Origin of the sequence: Enterococcus sp. AZ171 (genome assembly GCF_051714005.1) — a bacterium.
In the GTDB taxonomy this organism is placed as follows: Bacteria; Bacillota; Bacilli; order Lactobacillales; family Enterococcaceae; genus Enterococcus_B; species Enterococcus_B pernyi.
The window spans coordinates 2,522,587-2,540,396 of sequence record NZ_JBIORA010000001.1; the positions used below are offsets into that span (position 1 = coordinate 2,522,587).

A 17,810-nucleotide genomic window follows, 5' to 3' on the forward strand; every position below is an offset into this window, starting at 1 on the left:
AGCAGTAAAGTTAACAATTACGACTAAAGGAGAGAGATTATGGCATCAGTATTAGTAATCAAAGGACATCCACTAACTGCACAAGAATCACGTTCAGTTAACGCATTAACTAGTTTTTTAACTAGCTACAAAGAAAATCATCCAAACGACGAGGTAACTGTTTTAGACCTTTATCGTGATGATATCCCAGAAATTGATGAAGAATTGCTTTCTGGATGGGAAGCGCTTCGTGCAGGTGCAGATTTCTCTAGTCTATCTGAAAACCAACAACAAAAAATTGCTCGTTTCAACGAATTGACAGAGCAATTCCTAGCAGCAGATAAAATCGTTATTGCCAATGCTTTATGGAATTTGAACATTCCTACAAAATTAAAAGCTTGGTTTGATACAGTCAATGTTGCTGGTAAAACTTTCAAGTATACTGAAAATGGTCCTGTTGGCTTAGTTACTGGTAAAAAAGCACTACACATCCAATCAAATGGCGGAATCTACAATGGACAAGATTTTGCTTCTCAATATGTAAAAGCAATCTTGAACTTTGTCGGCATCGATCAAGTCGACCAATTATTTATCGAGGGGATCGACTATACACCTGATCGTGCAGAAGAATTGATGCAAGCTGCCTTAGATAAAGCAACTGCATTCGGTAAAGACTTCTAGTCACTATTAGGTAAATCTTTCTCTTAAAATGTTGAGAAAAGAAAAAGGATTTCATGAACATTCACAATAAATGTTCATGAAATCCTTTTTTATTTGTTGCAAAGTGGCTGATTTGCGACGCTAAAATTCATTAATAACCATATCTAATACTAGAAATAGCCATCAGTTCACGTAGCTTTTCGGATTGATGCTCGTTGAGAGAGGCGCCATCTTTTTTCAATGCATTAGATATATCTAAGTTCATACGGCTTAGAATGAACGGCACTGATGCTCCATCATTTTGTAATTTTTCTAGATAAGCGTGTAAAACCTCTCTAAGCGATTCATTTCCAAGGTCTAACGCTAAATCAGCTATCAATTCATTAATGATTGTTTCTGCTGTTTTGCGTCGATCGTTTCCACCAGAAAACCATCTTAGATGACTCATTTACTGTTGCTCCTTCTCTTAATTTCAAGGAATATTACTATAGTCTTACGCAAACTAAACCTTGGTTGAAATCAGATGTTATTAAAAGAAAGAGTTCAAAAAACATCTATTTGTTTTTTGAACTCTTTCTTGAACCAACTAAATAGGCAATGGAGAATCCGAAGAACATACCTAAAGTAATCCACCATTTGAATGGACGATTTAATAGATAGGATAAGCCCCAGTTTAAAAGTAGTGACAAAAGAAACCCACCAAAAATTATTTTCAACTCTTTCATACGTCCCCCTTTTTTATCCAGCTAAACAGCTTTGGCATGCTAGCGTGTTGGTTCAAAATAAGATAGAAATCATTTTACTCTAGGCTATATTTCCTTCTTTAATTTTCAACATTACGAACATAGTCATCAAAATACTGGATCAAATCATTTTTGATCTTTTGGTATTCTTCTTCACTATACTCTTTGTCTTCGATTTTTCCTTGAAAAAACGGAATCTCTAATTCTTCACGTAAACGGTCTAATACTTCTTCTTTATTCATGTCACTACTCCTTAATCAAAGTAAACACAGACACACTCAGGTGCATAGATGTCTTTTTGGATCAATGTCAATTCTCCAGTTGTAGCATCACGTTTGTACAAGGTAAGATTATCCGTATTCTGGTTGGCAGATACCACGTAATCATTTTCTGGATCTAAGGCGAAATCTCTTGGGAAATCTCCTTCAGTTGAGATTGTCTGTACGTGTTCTAAATGTGAACCTTCTTCATTCACAGCGAATACAGCAATCGAATTATGTCCCCGATTTGATGCATAGACAAAACGTCCATCGTTTGAAATACGGATGGCAGCCCCACCATTTTCTTCGGTGAATCCTTCAGGCAATGTGCTGATTTTTTGCACTTCTTTGAATTCGCCTGTTGTTTCATCATAGGAAAGAACACGAACTGTACTATCTAACTCACCAAACAAATAGACGAATTGATTATTAGGATGAAAAACTAAATGACGTGGGCCGGTTCCTGGCTCTACTTCTAATACAGCTTTTACAGCTAATTTCCCATTTTCATCTACATCATATGTGTACACACGATCAGTTCCTAGATCACAGACAGCTAATCGTTGGTCAGGTGTTAAGTCTGTGTAATGGACATGGGCATGATCTTGGTTTTTGTGTGGACCAGTCGGTTCTTGATGAAAGACTGCATCTGTCGCCTCTAAACTACCGTCTTCAGTGATACGATAAACATTGACTTCTCCTTTATGATAATTTGCGCCATAAACCAGTTGGCGTTGCTCATCGACTGTCACGTAACACAAAGGTGCGCCGGCTTCTGTTACCGCATTCAAAAAATTATATGAATGATCGTATGCACCGACTCCACCTAACCCATCGACACTTGTTACTGTGTAAAGATTACCTGCATCGCTTTTTGCCACATACGTTGGGCTATTTTCTTTTGTCACTAACGTTAGATTCTCTAAAGTGCCTTTATCTGTATCTAATTCGATTTGATAAATTCCTTCACTTTTTCGTCTTGTATATGTTCCTAGAATGATTTTTTTTATCATTTTGATCCTCCTCAAATTAAGAATTCTAATTTATTCTATCATACATCCATTCATGTCGTTAATCAAAGAGAATATGTTATACTGTTTTTGTAACCATAGAATCATTGATTTTTTAGGAGTAAAGGAGAGAAATGAGATGACTCAAGCAACGATAACAGAAATTGGCACGTCAGCAATCAATTCAGAGGAACCTATGCTGATTTTATTCGATCAGTCGGCAACATCCGCGTTGCGTGACTATACGATCATTCAAGAATTTAGTACAAAAGAGAATTTTTCACTTAATCAAGGTGATCAAATTTCTTTTGATCATCAAGAATATACCATCGAACATGTTGGTCCGTTGGCCAATGAAAACTTAACAACGGTTGGTCATGTGACTCTGGTTTTTGAACAACCACCAGCAGGTGACAGAATCGTCAATGGAATCTATTTGTCCCCTTATCAACTACCAGAAATCACTGTCGGCGCGACCATCGACTATAAGCAGGTGAACTAATGGAAGAGGATAAAAAAAGAAAAATCAAACCTGTTTCATGGTTTTGGCGTTGGTTTTTGAATAATCAAGTAGTCACGGCTTTATTAGTCGTTCTTTTGGTCTTACTGATCGTTTTCTTATTTACGAAAGTCTCTTATCTTTTTGAGCCCATTTGGCAGTTTCTAGCGATCGTTAGTTTACCGATCATTCTATCAGGTATCTTATATTACCTGATGAATCCTGTCGTCGATTATTTTGAAAAGAAAAATATTCCAAGGCTCTATAGTATCATCGGTTTATTTATACTTGTTATCGCTTTGATCGTCTGGGGAAGTGTAGTGATCATCCCGAAAATCCAAGAACAAACCGTCAGCTTTGTCAGCAATTTTCCACAATACGTCGAGACCATCGATGACAAATTAACCGAGATTTTTCGTGATCCACTATTCAGTCAATTTAGAGAGCAACTGGAAAATACAGGCGATCAGTTTATGAATTCTGCTGGCGATATTTTACAGAATCTATCAAAAAGCACCGTTCAAAGCTTAGGGAGTTTTGTTGGCGCTGTAGCTACGATCGTTGTTGCCGTATTGACGATGCCGTTTATTTTATTTTATCTGTTGAAAGATGGAAAACAATTAGCACCTTATTTGGTCAAGTTCTTACCCACTCGTATGAGAGTGCCTACGTTAAAAGTCTTAGGAGAGATGAACAGCCAAGTCTCTTCTTATATTCGTGGACAGCTGACTGTGGCTTTCGCAGTTGCGGTGATGTTCATGATCGGATTTGCAATCATCGGGTTAGATTATGCTGTCACTTTAGGAATCATTGCCGGTTTCTTGAACTTGATCCCTTACTTAGGTTCATTTTTAGCGATGATCCCTGCGGTATTTTTAGCCATCGTTGCAGGACCAATCATGTTGGTCAAAGTATTGATCGTTTTCGCCTTAGAGCAAACCATCGAAGGCCGTTTGATCTCGCCACTTGTACTTGGCAATCAGTTGTCGATCCATCCAGTGACGATTTTACTTGTCCTATTAACATCCGGAAAATTATTTGGTGTGGTCGGTGTGATTTTAGGGATACCTGTCTATGCCGCAGCGAAAGTATTGATTTCTCACATTTTTGAATGGTACACTACGATTTCTTCCCTTTATGAAGAAAAGCAACAAGAATAAATGAAAAGCCGAGATGATCGAGAATAGGAACCCTATTTTCAGTCGTCTCGGCTTTTTGATTATTTCATCAATAAGTTAGTCATTTTTTGGATTGCTGCGGAAATATCATCTGTCGCTTGGTCTTGTTTTGCTTCTGACGCATCAAATTGTTCAGCATCGATGCCTTTTTCTGGTTGGATGCTTTGAGTCATTTCTTCACAACCAGCTACATAATTTTTGTAGGCTTTTTCAAAGTTCTTATGGATACCCATTACTTTGGCTGGTGGACGCAACGTACTGATTTTCTTTAGCATATTACGATATTTTTCAGTACCTTGGTCAAATAGCTCAACCGTCTCAACAAGCTCGGCTTGCGTTAGTTCAGCTGTTTTCTTTTGATCGATTGCTTCTCTGATTTTTTCATATTTTGGGTGCATCGTTTCGCCGATTGCTTCTGTTTCTTTCACGATTTTATCGACTGTCTGCACGTAATAACCGAGATTCGGTAACATAGGTTTTCCTACTTTCTTCTTTTTCTTTCTCTATTTTACCTGTTTATTCTAGTAGAAAACAAGTCATTACATCAATAAAATGTTATTTTTATCGTTTATTTTTCATAAAATCCTGCATCCAAACTATATTGTTCTCCTGAAACTAGATCATATTGGATCAAGCGATACGCCTCGTATACTTCCTCTTGCGCCTGATTCAACTGAGCTTCTTTTCCCCATTGGCCATTTTGAAAATACAGTTCTCGTTCGAACGCGGGAATAGCCGACTCCATTTCAAGCAGTAATTGATAAAAACCAGTGGTCTTTTGATTCGTTTGTTCTAAAAGATTCGCTGCAAAATAAAAAGGGCTAGTGACAGCATCATTGGTTTCACGTTTCTCTAACTCACCTGCTGTATCGAACATGAGAAACTCTGTCTGATGTAAGGCTTGTTTCTCATTTTTATTTTTGATCTCGTCCGAATAGATCCCCGGTAAATGATCTCCCCAAAAAACGACTAGTGTTCTTCTTGGCGTATCTTTCAGCGCTTCAGTGAATGCTTTCAATGCTTGACTACTATAGGCAATATCTTGCAAATAATTGTTGAGTGTATCTGTTCCAGTATCATCTTCTGTTGTAGCCGAAAAATCCAATTGCGAATACTTGCCTGCATAAGGCATGTGAGTCTGCATCGTGACTAGATGGACAAACTGAGGCGTTTCCTCATCTTTTAATAAGTCTAAAATTTCTTTATAGGCAGACTCATCTGAAATATATGGATTATTATCAATGGTATCGGTGTAAGTCATATTTCCCTCGCTGATAAACGAATCAAACCCTAGCGTCTGATAGACATCTTCACGTTTATACATCGATGTATTATAAGGATGGATCGCCGTTGTTCGATAGTTTTGTGCATTAAGTGTGGAAACAAGCGATGGTAATTGATCCAGCTTGGGAACGAGCATCGTATATGGTGTGGTCATTTGACCGTTGAATAGTGCCATGGCTAGACCAGTTAAGGCTTCAAACTCAATATTTGCTGTTCCACCACCATAATTTTGCGAAAGCATTCGGCCACTATAGGTTTGATTTGCCACTTCACGATAGTCAGCTAAGGGATCACCGGTCACCGTGACACCATTTAGATGACTTGGATCAGAAAAGCTTTCACTCATCACATAAATGATATTTGGCTGCTCATCACTTGCCGTTTGATTTTTTTCGTCTGCGGTTGCTTGATATTTTTTAGTGATTTCATTGATTTTTTCTTTTGAATAACCTTCTGGTCGTTCCATCGGTTCGACTTTTAGATTGTACAAAAAGCCACCAATGAATCCTGTATTATAATAATTCATTTTTTGACTATAAGGAATCCACAAAGCCGTTTGATTATAAGCTTTACGCAACAAATTATTGGGATTATTGAAGTTACTGAAATAACCCATCATTGCAACGGTCATGACTAAAGTCAAGATACGATAGATTTGGAATGTTCGATCTTTTTTGAAACTACGGACAATTGCCCAGACCACTCCACCAAAGGCAAGGATCGCTAGTAGCATCAACCCAATAAAAATCGGTGTTCCGGTCATGTCTTTGAGTAAATTGAACTCTGTGATCATCTTTAAGTCATCTGGATAGATTGGTTCTTGACGATAGCTCATTTTCAAGTAATTTGCAAAACCTAATATACCGATACTTACAAGATAAAAAAGCAGACCAAATAAGTAAGAACCCGCGAAAGCGACCATAAATAAAAAGACAGTAAGTAATACGAAACAAGCAAGTAAAAATTTTTCTGTGTGCCATGAAAAAGCAAATTTCAAGGCTAAATCAACTGAAAGATTATTCTGGCACCATTGTAAATACAAATTACTTATAAGTATCACTAAGACTGTTACTACCCCCAGAGTAGTGATTCGTAGAATTTTTTGTTGTTTGGTTGAAAGCTTATCTAAATGTTTGTTCAAGAGAGCGCTCCTTCACTTTTTCTAAACTACTTTAACGCCTATTTTATTCTAGTCGCTTCACAAATGAAAGTAAAGTTCAAAAAACAAGTAGTCTGAACGACCAATTTTATAAAAAAATAAATAGAAAACAAAAGGAATGAAACTGTGTCTTAGTCTCTCCAGCTCGCAAAGAATAAGCGGTAATAGCCACAATTTTGAACAACAAATTGTGGCTATTACCGCTTATTTCTTGAAGGGCTTTATTGAAATGATGCTCAAATATCAGCCGAATACGCAACTGGTTCACCAAAAACTGGGAATCCCTCTGTGTCCCACGAAAATACTTGTGCGTTAGCATGACGATTGGGATTGTTCAGAGGATCGATTCCTTCATTTTTTTCTGGTCGTGCATGGTAAACTAATACATCTTCTTTGCCATCTTCTGAGAGAGTAAAGGAGTTATGTCCCGGTCCAAACTGCTTATTTTTCTCCGAAGAGACAAAGACAGGTTTAGGATTTTTATGCCAAGAATAACCGTCAAGTAGATCCGCTGACTCTTCTGCCCACAGCAAACCCATCGCATAATTTTCATCCGTGGCACTCCCTGAGTAAGTGATGAATATTTTCCCGTTACGAACCAGTACGGCTGGTCCTTCATTGACTGCAAATCCTTGCTTTTCCCAAGAAAATTCTGGGATGGCTAATAATAGTTGTTTTCCGGTCAGTGTCCAAGGATTTGCCATTTCTGATAAATAGAGATTGGAGTTTCCCGGAATACGCGGGTCTAATTGCGCCCAAACATAATACAACTTTCCTTGATGTGTAAAAGTCGTGCCGTCTAAACTAAACGTATCTGTAGCAGTGATGATTTGCCCTTTTTCTTCCCAATCAGTATTCATTGGGTCAATGGACGTGTTTTCAAGAACGAACATCCGATGGTGATGATCCCGATCACGAATCTCTGCATGATCACTGGCTGCAAAATAGATATACCACTTTCCTTGGATATAATGGATTTCTGGTGCCCAGATCAACTGACTCATGGGTCCAGTTTTAGGTGCATGCCAAACCAGTAACTTTTCTGCATGCTTCAAGCCATCGATCGTTTTCGCACGTCTCAATTCGATGGACTGATAACCAGGTAGAGAACCTGTAAAATAATAGTAGCCGTCCGTATGTTTGTAGATCCAAGGATCGGCTCGTTCAAGGACGATTGGATTAGCATAAGTTGTTTTTTTCATAAAGGTTCCTCACATTTTTTTAGTCTGATGACATTCCAAGAATATGCTTCAAGCACCATATGGATCTTGTTCTTTTCATTTACATCGATTACTTGTTCTATCGGCTGGATCGTATTCGGAGCGTCTTTCGTATTTTTATCTAGTAAATGATCACTTTTTACGACTAGTTGGACTGCTTTAGTCTCCAGCTCAAAATCATGCGTTGTCGTAATGGACACTTTCTCTTCTGTGCGATTCACTAGAAACAGTACGATTTCTTGCTCATTTTCGACAACTACGCTATCAATGATCGGCACTTCTTTTCCAGTATCACAGTCATAAGTGGGACAAAACGTTTGTTGATCTAATACAGTGCCTTTCGCATATTTTGCCAGATGTTGCATCACATAATAGGTCGGATTTACCCATGCGATCCCATTTTTCTCTGTTAGGATAAGCGGGATGGTATTGACTAAAAGCGATTGGCAAGCAATTTTGACACGATCTGCATGCCGTAAAATCGCAAGACCTAACGTGCCGAACAGTAATGTATCTTCCATGGTGAACTGGCACCAATCGATTGGTGACCCCTCTTGGAATTTTTGATAGGTTTGTTCTGGTTGGCTATGAACATTCCATTCATCAAAAGCTAAGTACATCGTCTTGTCACTGCGTAGATAGCCTTTCACATAGTCACACGTCGCAATGATCTCTTCGATTTGTCGATCAAACCGTTCCGCTTTAGCTAAGTAAGTTTTGGTATCTGCTCGCTCATTTTTTGGAGGTTTAGTCAAATCTTCTTCGTCATATTTATCGATGTAATTATGCAAAGCAATATAATCTACGTTTTCATATGCTTCTTCTAAAGCGATTCGGTCCCATTCAGGATAAGACGCTAAGCGTGGCGTCGAACTACCGACTAAAATCGTTTCGATCGATTCATCGACTAATTTCATCGCTTTGGCAGATTCATTGGCTAACCTGCCATACTCATAGGCACTTTTTGCGCCAATTTGCCAAGGACCGTCTAACTCATTTCCTAAGCACCAAAGTTTCACGTTAAAAGGTTGCTCTTGTCCGTTTTGTTTGCGTAACTCACTCCAAGAGGTTCCTTGAGGAAAATTACAATACTCTACTAGATTACGCGCATCATCGATTCCTTTTGTGCCTAGATTCACCGTCATGATTGGCTCCGCTTCTACCATGTCTAACCATTTGAAAAATTCATGTAGCCCGAATGTATTTGGTTCGATTCCTTGCCATGCAAGATCGATTTTTTTTGGACGCTCGGTGACTGGACCAATCGTATCTTGCCAGTCATATCCTGAAGTGAAATTCCCTCCAGGATAACGGATCACCCCTAAAGACAATTCTTTTACATAAGAAAGCACGTCCTGTCGAAAGCCATTCTTATCCGCGGTCGGATGTCCTGGTTCAAATATTCCGTTATACACGACACTTCCCATATGTTCAACAAAAGAACCGAAGAGTCGTGGACTGATAGCTCCTTTAGAAAATCCTTGACGTACCTTTAATTCAACTTTTTTCATTGCCACACTCCTTTCCTATTTATGTTTCCCACTAAATGATTGATCAACCACCAAACCCCACCTGCTAATACAAAAATAATTGGCGGAAACATAAACACAAGCACAAGAAAAACTAATAATATGCCACAACATACAAGATTCTTCAAAAAGTTGATCAACACCCACAACGTACTTTCTTGAAAAAGTTCCTTTCCGGAAAGAGCGTCATTTTGGGCAAGAGAACTACACCAAGAAAGTAAAAACATCGTAAAAACCAACATTGTTACATACCCACAAATCACTAACCAAATAGCAGATTCTTGCAAAATAAGATTCATCGCAAAATAACTGATGATGGTCACGCAACTCATCACTAATTGAAGGAAAAACTTACGCTTAAAGCCCTGCAAAAAGGAATAGCAAACATGCCCTGATTCGCCATTCTTCCATTTATTCAACGCTGTAAAGACCCCTGTTGTGGCTGGTACTACTGTGACTAAAGGCAAAGAAACGACGACCCATAAAATCCCTAATAAGATATGATCGGAAATTTGGATCAATTGACCATACCATTTTGTTTCGACTAATTTCATCTTCTCACTCTTTCATGCCAGACATTGCAGTTCCTTGTACAAAGTATTTTTGAGCAAAAATATAAATGATCAACAATGGCAACATCGAAATAACTGTTCCTGCCATCACCGGTCCATAAAATGATATATTTTGTCCAGTGAATAAAGCTAATCCTGCAGGTAACGTCCGCATTTTCGAACTTGTTGTCAAAATCAGTGGATACAATAAATCATTCCAACTGTTCATCAACGTAAAGATTGCTAGTGATAGAAGTGTTGGCTTGCTCAAAGGCAACATGATCTTCAAGAAAATCTTGAACTCACCTAACCCGTCAATACGTGCGGCTTCTTCCAATGAATCTGGTAAAGTCACAAAAAACGACCGCATCATAAATATCCCAAAAGCAGTAGTCATCCGAGGAATGATCAATCCGGCATACGTATCTAACATACCTAAAAAGTTTGCTTGGATGAACAGTGGGATCATGAAGACTTGAAATGGGATCATCATCGTTAACAAAACAAAGTAAAACAACACCGATTTCCCTTTGAAGCGCATCCGAGCAAAAGCATACCCTGCAAGAGAGTCAAAGAAAACAGAAGTGATCACTGTCCCACCTGCAAAGATTACTGTGTTTTTGATGTAATCTAACAACGGAATAGTCGTCCAAACCTTGATATAATTCTCAAAGGTATATTCATCTGCAAAAATTCTCGGGGGAAAAGAAATAATGTCTTTTTCATATTTGAACGAGGAAATGATCAACCATAGAAAAGGAAAAGCGATAATCAATAATACGAGTAACATTCCGACGACACGCAACCATTTCTTTCCATCAAACTTTTTCCGACGATTCGTTGAAACTGCTGTATAACTTTCCGAAAGCATATTATTACTCCTCCCTATTTCATTTGTTTTTCTTTTCTTGACATATATAAATTGGTCGAAATTGCCAGCACAGCTACAATGACAAACAGTACTGAAGATAATGCGGAAGCATAGCCTAACTCATATGGAGCGGTGAAGCCGCGACTATAAATGTATTGGACAGCTGTTTCCGTTTTGAATTGTGGTCCGCCGTTCGTTGCCACATATACTTGGTCAAACACTTGCATGGAACCAATCAGGTTGGTCAAGATACAAAAACCAAGAGATGGGACGATCTGCGGTAACGTGATATTAAAGAATTGTTGACGATTGGTTGCTCCATCCATTTGCGCTGATTCGTAAAGCGAAGGGGAGATTCCTTGAATAGCAGTGATCAGGATCGTCATCGTGACACCGAAATTTTTCCAAACCGTCATCAGCGCAACTGTTGGCATTGCTAATGTTGGATCACGGAAAAATTGTGGAATCGGCAAACCTACTTGTGAGAAAAGGTAAGGGATAGCCCCAACGTTTGGGTCAAGCAACATTGAAAAGATGATTGCAATGGATGTTAAGGAACAAATAACAGGGATATAAAAAGTTGAGCGACAAAAGCGATTGAAACGAGTATTCTTTGACAAGATCACCGCAGCTAATAAACCAACGATAATCTGTGTTGGTGTTTCAAGTAAGGTAAAATACAACGTATGGAAAAGTGAATTGACCGCACGTTCATCCCCAAAGATCCGAAAAAAGTTATCCATGCCTACGAACTCTCTTGAAGTAAAAAAGATGTTCAAATCAGTAAAACTGATCGTAAATGTACCAATCAGTGGCACCACTGTGAATAACAGTAGAATCAAAAAGGATGGCACTAAAAACAAATAAGCCGCTCGATCCGGTCGGTTCCAGTATCTGGTGAATGCTTTCATTTCGTCTATTTCCCCTCTTTCTTATTCGATGGATTCCTTGATGAACAGTTCAAGCGATGAAAAATCAGCCCAAGAAAGGAAAGAAGTTTTTCTCGAAAAAGGAAAGCGAAAGCAATAAATATGTTTTTGCAATTTATAGTACTTTCGCCTTATCTTCTACGAGATTCCTTCTATTTCTTTCGTTGTTTTGATTTCATTGTGAACTGTTACTCGATTATTCCTTCAATAGATCATTGATCTGATCATCTGCATCATTCATGAGTTGCTCTGGATCTTCACCAGCCAACAATTTTTCGATCAATGGATTAATGATGTCATTATTGATTGCTGCGATTTTCGTGAATCCTGGTAGATAAGGTTCAGCATATTCCATTTGTTTGGATAGTTCCGATACGATAGGATCATTCTTCACTTCTTCATCTTCTGCGACAGATGATAAGTAGGCAGGGAAGCCATTTTCAATACTCCATTTTTTACCGATTTCACTTGTGTTCCAGTATTTTAGGAATTCATAGATTGCCTCTTTTTTGTCACTATCTGTACTTGCTGGGATTGCATAACCAACACCATCTAAAATCGCTGTTTTTTCACCGTCCGCACTTGCTTGCGGTAATGTCGTTACACCGTAATCGATTTCGTTTGCTTTCAAGCCGTTATTCAACCACGGTCCGTTGATGATGATCGATAATTGTCCAGCGTTCATCAAATTATCCATTTCTGCTCCTGAAATCGATTCTGGTCCTGCTTTATCGACATGGATCATTTTTTGGATGGCTGTTAGTGTTTCAAGATTTTCTGGTGAAGCAAACTCAGATTTTGTATAGTCATCGCTGACAAGTTTTCCTCCATTTGCCTTCATCCAGTTATAAAGTGGTGCAGTACCGTCTTTATTGAAGACAAAACCTGAGACATTTTTACTACTATCGGTCAGTTGTGGAGCCATCTCTGTTAATTCTGTCCAAGTAGTTGGTGGTGTTGTTTCATCCAAGCCAGCTTGTTTGAATAATTCTTTGTTCCAATACATATACATCCCTTGTACTTGCATCGGAATAAAGTATTGCTGATCATCCACCATTCCTAGATCTACCGCAGTATCTTTGAAATCTCCTTTATCCACACCGTCATATTCCCAGAAATCATCTACAGGCTGCACAGCCCCATTCTCCACATATTGAGCAAAATCAGCGTAGTTCAGTGCAACAAAATCTGGCGCTTTTCTCGAAGAAATAGCCGTTGGTAATTTTTCATTCAAATTAGCCCATGTCATCACATCCATCTCAATCGTGATGTTTTTGTCATTATTCTTATTAAAATCATTGACGATCTCTTGTAAGATCTCTCCGTCAGAAGCTGTAAACCCATTCCAAAAAGAGAGTGTGACTTCTCCGTCATTTTTACTTTGAGAAGAAGCACCACCGCCACAAGCACCTAATATTCCAGTCGCAGCTAACAACAATGAACCAATCATCAATTTTTTTCCTCGCATCTCTATCTCCTCCTTATTTGTTCGGGGTCAAGCTTGTACGGATCACATTCCAAGATAACGGTTTCAATTTGCAATTCAACTGATTTTCTTTATGTTCGTAGGCTTTTGAAGACACAGGTTTGATTTGCTCATTTCCTGCTTGATTGACCGCTTTGATTTCATAGCCAGACATCTCTGAAAAATCAATGACTTCCTCAATCTTTAAGTCAGAAAATTGTAGATCTAAACTCATCTCTTCTTCTCCACGATTCACTGCAAAGATCACCAACTCATTTTTTTCTTCATTCAGCACCGCGATACTTTCTAAATATGGAACTGTATCAAATTCACTCGTTGCATACGTATCGACAGTGATTTCAGGTCGTAAAGCAATACCTTGCCCTAAAGTCGCGACTTGCATAAATGGATAATAGATTGTTTGACGCCATGCTTCACCGTCTTCTTCTGTCATGATCGGAGCAATTACGTTGACTAGCTGCGCCAGACAAGCAATTTTTACTCGATCAGAATGTTTTAACAAAGTGATCAATAAACAGCCCAATACTAAAGCATCCTCAAAATTATAGTGATCTTCTAATAAAGGTGGGGCCACTTGCCATGGCTTGACTGTTTGATCATGTTCTGTCGAATGATACCAAATATTCCATTCATCAAAAGATAGATTGATTTGTTTCTTGCTGTGTTTTTTCGCCTTGATTGCATCACACATCGCAACAACACCAGAGATGAACTGATCCATATCGACTGAACGAGCTAAATAATTTTTCAAATCATTTGTTTGATTGCCATAATACTGATGCAATGAAAGATAATCGATTTGTTCATAGGCTTGATCCAATACAGTCAATTCCCACTCACCGAACGTCGGCATTTTACTATTCGAGCTACCACATAAAACGACTTCGATCGATTCATCGACAAGTTTCATTGCTTTTGCTGTTTCTTCTGCCAGCCGTCCATACTCCGCTGCTGTCTTATGACCGATTTGCCAAGGACCATCCATTTCATTGCCTAAACACCACGTCTTGATCGCAAAAGGTTCGGTTTGTCCATTTGCTATTCTTTGATCACTCCAATAAGTACCACTAGGATAATTGCAATATTCTACTAGATTTCTTGCAGCATCTAAGCCACGTGTTCCAAGATTGACAGCCATATTGATCTCAGCGCCCACTTCTTGACACCACGCAGCAAATTCATGCACACCCACTTGATTTGTTTCTAAAGATCGCCAAGCAAGGTCTAATCTTTTCGGCCGCTCCGCTATAGGCCCCACACTATCTTCCCAATTGAACCCAGAAACAAAATTCCCACCTGGATACCGGATCAATGGTACCGATAATTCTTTGACTAGCTCCATAACGTCTTGGCGAAATCCCTTATCATTTGCAGTCGGATGATCCGGTTGATAGATCCCTCCATACACTGCACGTCCCATATGCTCAATAAACGAGCCATACAAACGACGATCGATTTCCCCTATCTTTTGCACACGACTAACTGACATTACAGCTTCCATATGTCCCCTCCTTTAATTTATACATGAATCATATCTTTCTTTGAAAGCGTTGTCAATAATAATATTATTAAATATAAAAATATTTTTACATTATATTTAACATTAATGTTAATTATATATATTAGTTTTATGATATTAACCTATAAATTAATATTTATGTTAATATATAGTTAAACAAAAACCTAAATAAGAGGTGAAAAATCATGCAACTCCAAATCAATGAAGAATCGTTACCTGTTTATGAAGCTTTAGCTAGTAAAACAAGGATAAAAATCATCCAGTTACTTTCAAAAAACAAAATGAATATCAAAGAGCTTGCCCAAGCACTCGGTATCAGTAGTGCGATTACAACAATGCATGTAAAAAAACTTGAAGAAGCAAATATCATCAAATCTGAAAAAATAGGCCAAAAAAAAATTTCCAGCTTACGTGTCGATAAAATCAACATCACGTTTCCAGAAAAAATCTTCAATGCCTTTGATACGAAAGAAACATCGATCCCTATCGGTCATTATACCCGCTATTCGATCGAGCCGACATGCGGTCTGGCAACGATCCATGACTTTATCGGCAAAGTCGATGAACCACGTTATTTTGCCGATCCACGACGAATGGATGCTCGGATTCTGTGGTTTACAAGCGGATTTGTTGAATATCAAACACCAAACTTTTTAAACGAAGAAGATACCTTGGAAATGTTGGAATTGTCCGTTGAACTATCTTCCGAGTTTCCCTTTTCGAACGACAATTGGCCATCGGATATCACTTTCAGTCTAAACGGTGTGGAGTTAGGTAACTGGACAAGCCCAGGAGATTTCGCAGACATTCGTGGAAAACATACCCCGGACTGGTATCCAGATAATCTAAACCAATACGGACTATTGAAAACAATCCGTATCACTAAACATTTGACCAATATCAACGGCGAACCATTATCTGAAATCACGATCAATGACATCCCAAGAAACGAAGACGTCTGGACCTTCCGCATCGAAGTCAAAGAAGACGCCAAAAACGTCGGTGGCTGCACCCTATTCGGCAAAGGCTTCGGCAACTACGACCAAGATATCAAGATGAAGGTGTATTATAGTTAAGGTTGTGAAAGAAGCGGTCAGCACTGAGTAATAAGACAGAATCATCGAAAATGGTTTTTTCATTTTTGATGGTTTTGACTTATTATTGAAGTGTTGCTTCTTGAACACCGTTTATCTAGGTTGTGAAAAAAGCGGTTTGACCTGAGCAGTAAGATGAGAAATCAGAAAATAGCTTTCCATATTTTTTGATTTTTCAGCTTAATGTTGAAGGTCAGCTTTTTGAACACCGTTTATCTAAGTTGTGAGAAATCCGTTTAGCTCCAAGTAGTAAGGCAGAACTTGAGAAAATAGCTTCTCATATTTTTTCAAGTTTTGACTTACTATTGAAGGAGCTGGCTTTCGAACACTGTTTATCTAGGTTGTGAAAGAAGCGGTCAGCACTGAATAATAATATCAATGAAAAGGAGTAATTTTATGGCTATCTATTCAAATAGTGTTATGACAGATTCACCTTTATTATTTATTTCCGGACAGACACCTCAAAAAGAGGATTACATTCCCGATGGTATCGATGAGCAAATACAAATCGTTGTTGAAAAAATAAATTCCATCATTATGTATAACGAAGCGAGTACCCAAAATATTGTCAAAATGAACGTGTATTTAACTGATGCTTCCTTTTTAGGATCACTTAGGACGACACTTATAAAACTATATGGAGAAAATAAACCAGCAATGACAGTAGTAATAGTAGCTGGATTGATTGATCCAAGATTCAAAGTAGAAATAGATGCTATTGTCGCTATCAAATGATTTTCTTAAGGAACATCGATTTGTTTCAGACTGTCAAAGAGTGCCAATCAAGTATAGCCGATCCTATTTTGTTTCTTTCAATACTGACTCTTCCAATGTGGAAAACTTATTTTTTAAGCCTTCTTTTCTATGAGAATGAAGCAAAGCAATAAAAATCTTCACCTTAAAAATACACTGGAGAACAAAACGCGAATACAAACAAAAATAAACCGTTAATCCCTTGATCAACAAAGGATTAACGGTTTATTTGATTCGTTTATTTCACTTTATTTCCAAAAATCATCAAAGATCGAAATTGGCAAATGACGTTTATGCTGTGTTTTATTCCACCATTGCTCGATTTTTTGTTGTGCATCTACTGGAATTTCTTTCCCTTCCAAATAGTCGTCGATCTCATCATATGTGACACCTAATGCGACTTCATCGGCAATCATCGGCTTGCCTTCTTCAAGGTCAGCTGTTGGCACTTTGGTATAGAGATGTTCTGGCGCGTCTAAAGCCTTCAACAATGCTTTTCCTTGGCGTTTATTCAAGCGGAACAATGGCAAAATATCTGCCCCACCGTCTCCATATTTTGTAAAGAAACCAGTAATATTTTCAGCTGCGTGGTCGGTTCCGATCACGGCCCCTGCGCGTTGTCCAGCAACCGCATATTGTGTGATCATTCGTTGGCGCGCTTTGATATTTCCTTTATTGAAATCACTGATTTCCACACCTGCTTCAATCAATGCTTGCGTTTGCGCATCGACAGCGGGTTTGATATTTACACGTAATTGGACGTCTGGTTGGATAAAGTCTAACGCCGCTTTGGCATCTTCTTCATCTGCCTGTTCTCCATATGGCAAACGTACACCGATAAACTGGTAACTATCATCTTTCGTTTCTTCCCGCATTTCTTCCATTGCCAATTGTGCTAAACGTCCAGCTAAAGTAGAATCTTGTCCTCCACTGATACCTAAAACCAAGGTTTTTAAGAAGGGATTCTTTTTCAAATATTCTTTCATGAAATCGATACTCACACGAATTTCATTTTGAGGATCGATGACTGATTTCACGCCTAATTCTTCGATGATTGCTTGTTGTAAATGATTCATCTTCCATTCC

Annotated in this window: 19 protein-coding genes; 5 read left to right on the top strand and 14 right to left on the bottom strand. The window is 38.5% G+C overall.

Annotated elements, in window-relative coordinates; translation table 11 throughout:
- Nucleotides 1-39 precede the first annotated feature (39 nt).
- Nucleotides 40-660 carry an NAD(P)H-dependent oxidoreductase gene (locus tag IGJ49_RS12175; protein ID WP_010736661.1) on the top strand — a complete coding sequence of 207 codons (621 nt, stop codon included), beginning with the start codon at nt 40-42 and terminating at the stop codon, nt 658-660.
- 130 nt (nt 661-790) lie between these two features.
- Here the strand turns inward: IGJ49_RS12175 and IGJ49_RS12180 are convergent, their stop codons facing one another.
- The 4 genes from IGJ49_RS12180 to IGJ49_RS12195 all read right to left on the bottom strand — a co-directional run bounded on the left by IGJ49_RS12180 (nt 791) and on the right by IGJ49_RS12195 (nt 2,655).
- The gene (locus tag IGJ49_RS12180; RefSeq protein ID WP_062806192.1) at nt 791-1,087 is read right to left on the bottom strand and encodes a bacteriocin immunity protein; all 297 of its coding nucleotides are present in this window, start codon (nt 1,085-1,087) and stop codon (nt 791-793) included.
- Nucleotides 1,088-1,193: 106 nt separating this feature from the next.
- Nucleotides 1,194-1,364: a hypothetical protein gene (locus IGJ49_RS12185; RefSeq protein ID WP_438723664.1), complete on the bottom strand. Its 171-nt coding sequence runs from the start codon at nt 1,362-1,364 to the stop codon at nt 1,194-1,196.
- A gap of 98 nt (nt 1,365-1,462) precedes the next feature.
- Nucleotides 1,463-1,624, bottom strand: a complete 162-nt coding sequence (locus IGJ49_RS12190; RefSeq protein WP_019724465.1) for a hypothetical protein — start codon at nt 1,622-1,624, stop codon at nt 1,463-1,465.
- Nucleotides 1,625-1,635: 11 nt separating this feature from the next.
- Nucleotides 1,636-2,655 (bottom strand): lactonase family protein, encoded by a 1,020-nt coding sequence (locus tag IGJ49_RS12195; RefSeq protein ID WP_010736664.1) that lies wholly within the window; start codon nt 2,653-2,655, stop codon nt 1,636-1,638.
- Nucleotides 2,656-2,791: 136 nt separating this feature from the next.
- Here IGJ49_RS12195 and IGJ49_RS12200 point away from each other — a divergent pair, with 136 nt between their 5' ends.
- Both IGJ49_RS12200 and IGJ49_RS12205 read left to right on the top strand, forming a co-directional pair.
- Nucleotides 2,792-3,154 (top strand): PTS glucitol/sorbitol transporter subunit IIA, encoded by a 363-nt coding sequence (locus IGJ49_RS12200; protein ID WP_349520445.1) that lies wholly within the window; start codon nt 2,792-2,794, stop codon nt 3,152-3,154.
- Nucleotides 3,154-4,311 carry an AI-2E family transporter gene (locus tag IGJ49_RS12205; protein ID WP_010736666.1) on the top strand — a complete coding sequence of 386 codons (1,158 nt, stop codon included), beginning with the start codon at nt 3,154-3,156 and terminating at the stop codon, nt 4,309-4,311. Before IGJ49_RS12200 ends, IGJ49_RS12205 begins: the two co-directional genes overlap by 1 nt.
- Before the next feature lie 59 nt (nt 4,312-4,370).
- Here the strand turns inward: IGJ49_RS12205 and IGJ49_RS12210 are convergent, their stop codons facing one another.
- The 9 genes from IGJ49_RS12210 to arfA form a co-directional block, all read right to left on the bottom strand.
- Nucleotides 4,371-4,802, bottom strand: a complete 432-nt coding sequence (locus IGJ49_RS12210; protein ID WP_019723602.1) for a hypothetical protein — start codon at nt 4,800-4,802, stop codon at nt 4,371-4,373.
- A gap of 95 nt (nt 4,803-4,897) precedes the next feature.
- Complete coding sequence (locus IGJ49_RS12215; RefSeq protein ID WP_349520442.1) at nt 4,898-6,754, bottom strand: LTA synthase family protein; 1,857 nt, start codon at nt 6,752-6,754, stop codon at nt 4,898-4,900.
- A 254-nt stretch (nt 6,755-7,008) separates the two neighbouring features.
- Nucleotides 7,009-7,974 carry a glycoside hydrolase family 43 protein gene (locus tag IGJ49_RS12220; protein WP_062806187.1) on the bottom strand — a complete coding sequence of 322 codons (966 nt, stop codon included), beginning with the start codon at nt 7,972-7,974 and terminating at the stop codon, nt 7,009-7,011.
- Complete coding sequence (locus IGJ49_RS12225; RefSeq protein ID WP_438723669.1) at nt 7,971-9,503, bottom strand: alpha-N-arabinofuranosidase; 1,533 nt, start codon at nt 9,501-9,503, stop codon at nt 7,971-7,973. The genes IGJ49_RS12220 and IGJ49_RS12225 overlap by 4 nt, the downstream gene beginning before the upstream one ends.
- Nucleotides 9,500-10,075, bottom strand: coding sequence for a DUF624 domain-containing protein (locus IGJ49_RS12230; RefSeq protein ID WP_438723671.1), 576 nt, complete (start codon nt 10,073-10,075; stop codon nt 9,500-9,502). Before IGJ49_RS12230 ends, IGJ49_RS12225 begins: the two co-directional genes overlap by 4 nt.
- 4 nt (nt 10,076-10,079) lie before the next feature.
- Entirely contained in the window at nt 10,080-10,943 is an 864-nt protein-coding gene (locus IGJ49_RS12235; protein ID WP_010736672.1) for a carbohydrate ABC transporter permease, read from the bottom strand.
- 14 nt (nt 10,944-10,957) lie between these two features.
- Nucleotides 10,958-11,854, bottom strand: a complete 897-nt coding sequence (locus tag IGJ49_RS12240; protein WP_349520436.1) for a carbohydrate ABC transporter permease — start codon at nt 11,852-11,854, stop codon at nt 10,958-10,960.
- A gap of 214 nt (nt 11,855-12,068) precedes the next feature.
- Complete coding sequence (locus tag IGJ49_RS12245; RefSeq protein WP_010736674.1) at nt 12,069-13,340, bottom strand: ABC transporter substrate-binding protein; 1,272 nt, start codon at nt 13,338-13,340, stop codon at nt 12,069-12,071.
- 13 nt (nt 13,341-13,353) lie between these two features.
- Nucleotides 13,354-14,859: an arabinosylfuranosidase ArfA gene (arfA, locus tag IGJ49_RS12250; protein ID WP_438723674.1), complete on the bottom strand. Its 1,506-nt coding sequence runs from the start codon at nt 14,857-14,859 to the stop codon at nt 13,354-13,356.
- A gap of 203 nt (nt 14,860-15,062) precedes the next feature.
- Between arfA and IGJ49_RS12255 the strand changes: the two genes are divergently transcribed.
- On the top strand, nt 15,063-15,953 hold the full coding sequence (locus IGJ49_RS12255) for an ArsR/SmtB family transcription factor (RefSeq protein WP_019723205.1): 891 nt from the start codon (nt 15,063-15,065) through the stop codon (nt 15,951-15,953).
- Nucleotides 15,954-16,367: 414 nt separating this feature from the next.
- On the top strand, nt 16,368-16,706 hold the full coding sequence (locus IGJ49_RS12260) for a RidA family protein (protein WP_169058488.1): 339 nt from the start codon (nt 16,368-16,370) through the stop codon (nt 16,704-16,706).
- Nucleotides 16,707-16,972: 266 nt separating this feature from the next.
- On the opposite strand, the gene nadE is transcribed toward IGJ49_RS12260, so the two are convergent.
- Nucleotides 16,973-17,800, bottom strand: a complete 828-nt coding sequence (gene nadE, locus IGJ49_RS12265) for an ammonia-dependent NAD(+) synthetase (RefSeq protein ID WP_023520311.1) — start codon at nt 17,798-17,800, stop codon at nt 16,973-16,975.
- Nucleotides 17,801-17,810 lie beyond the last annotated feature (10 nt).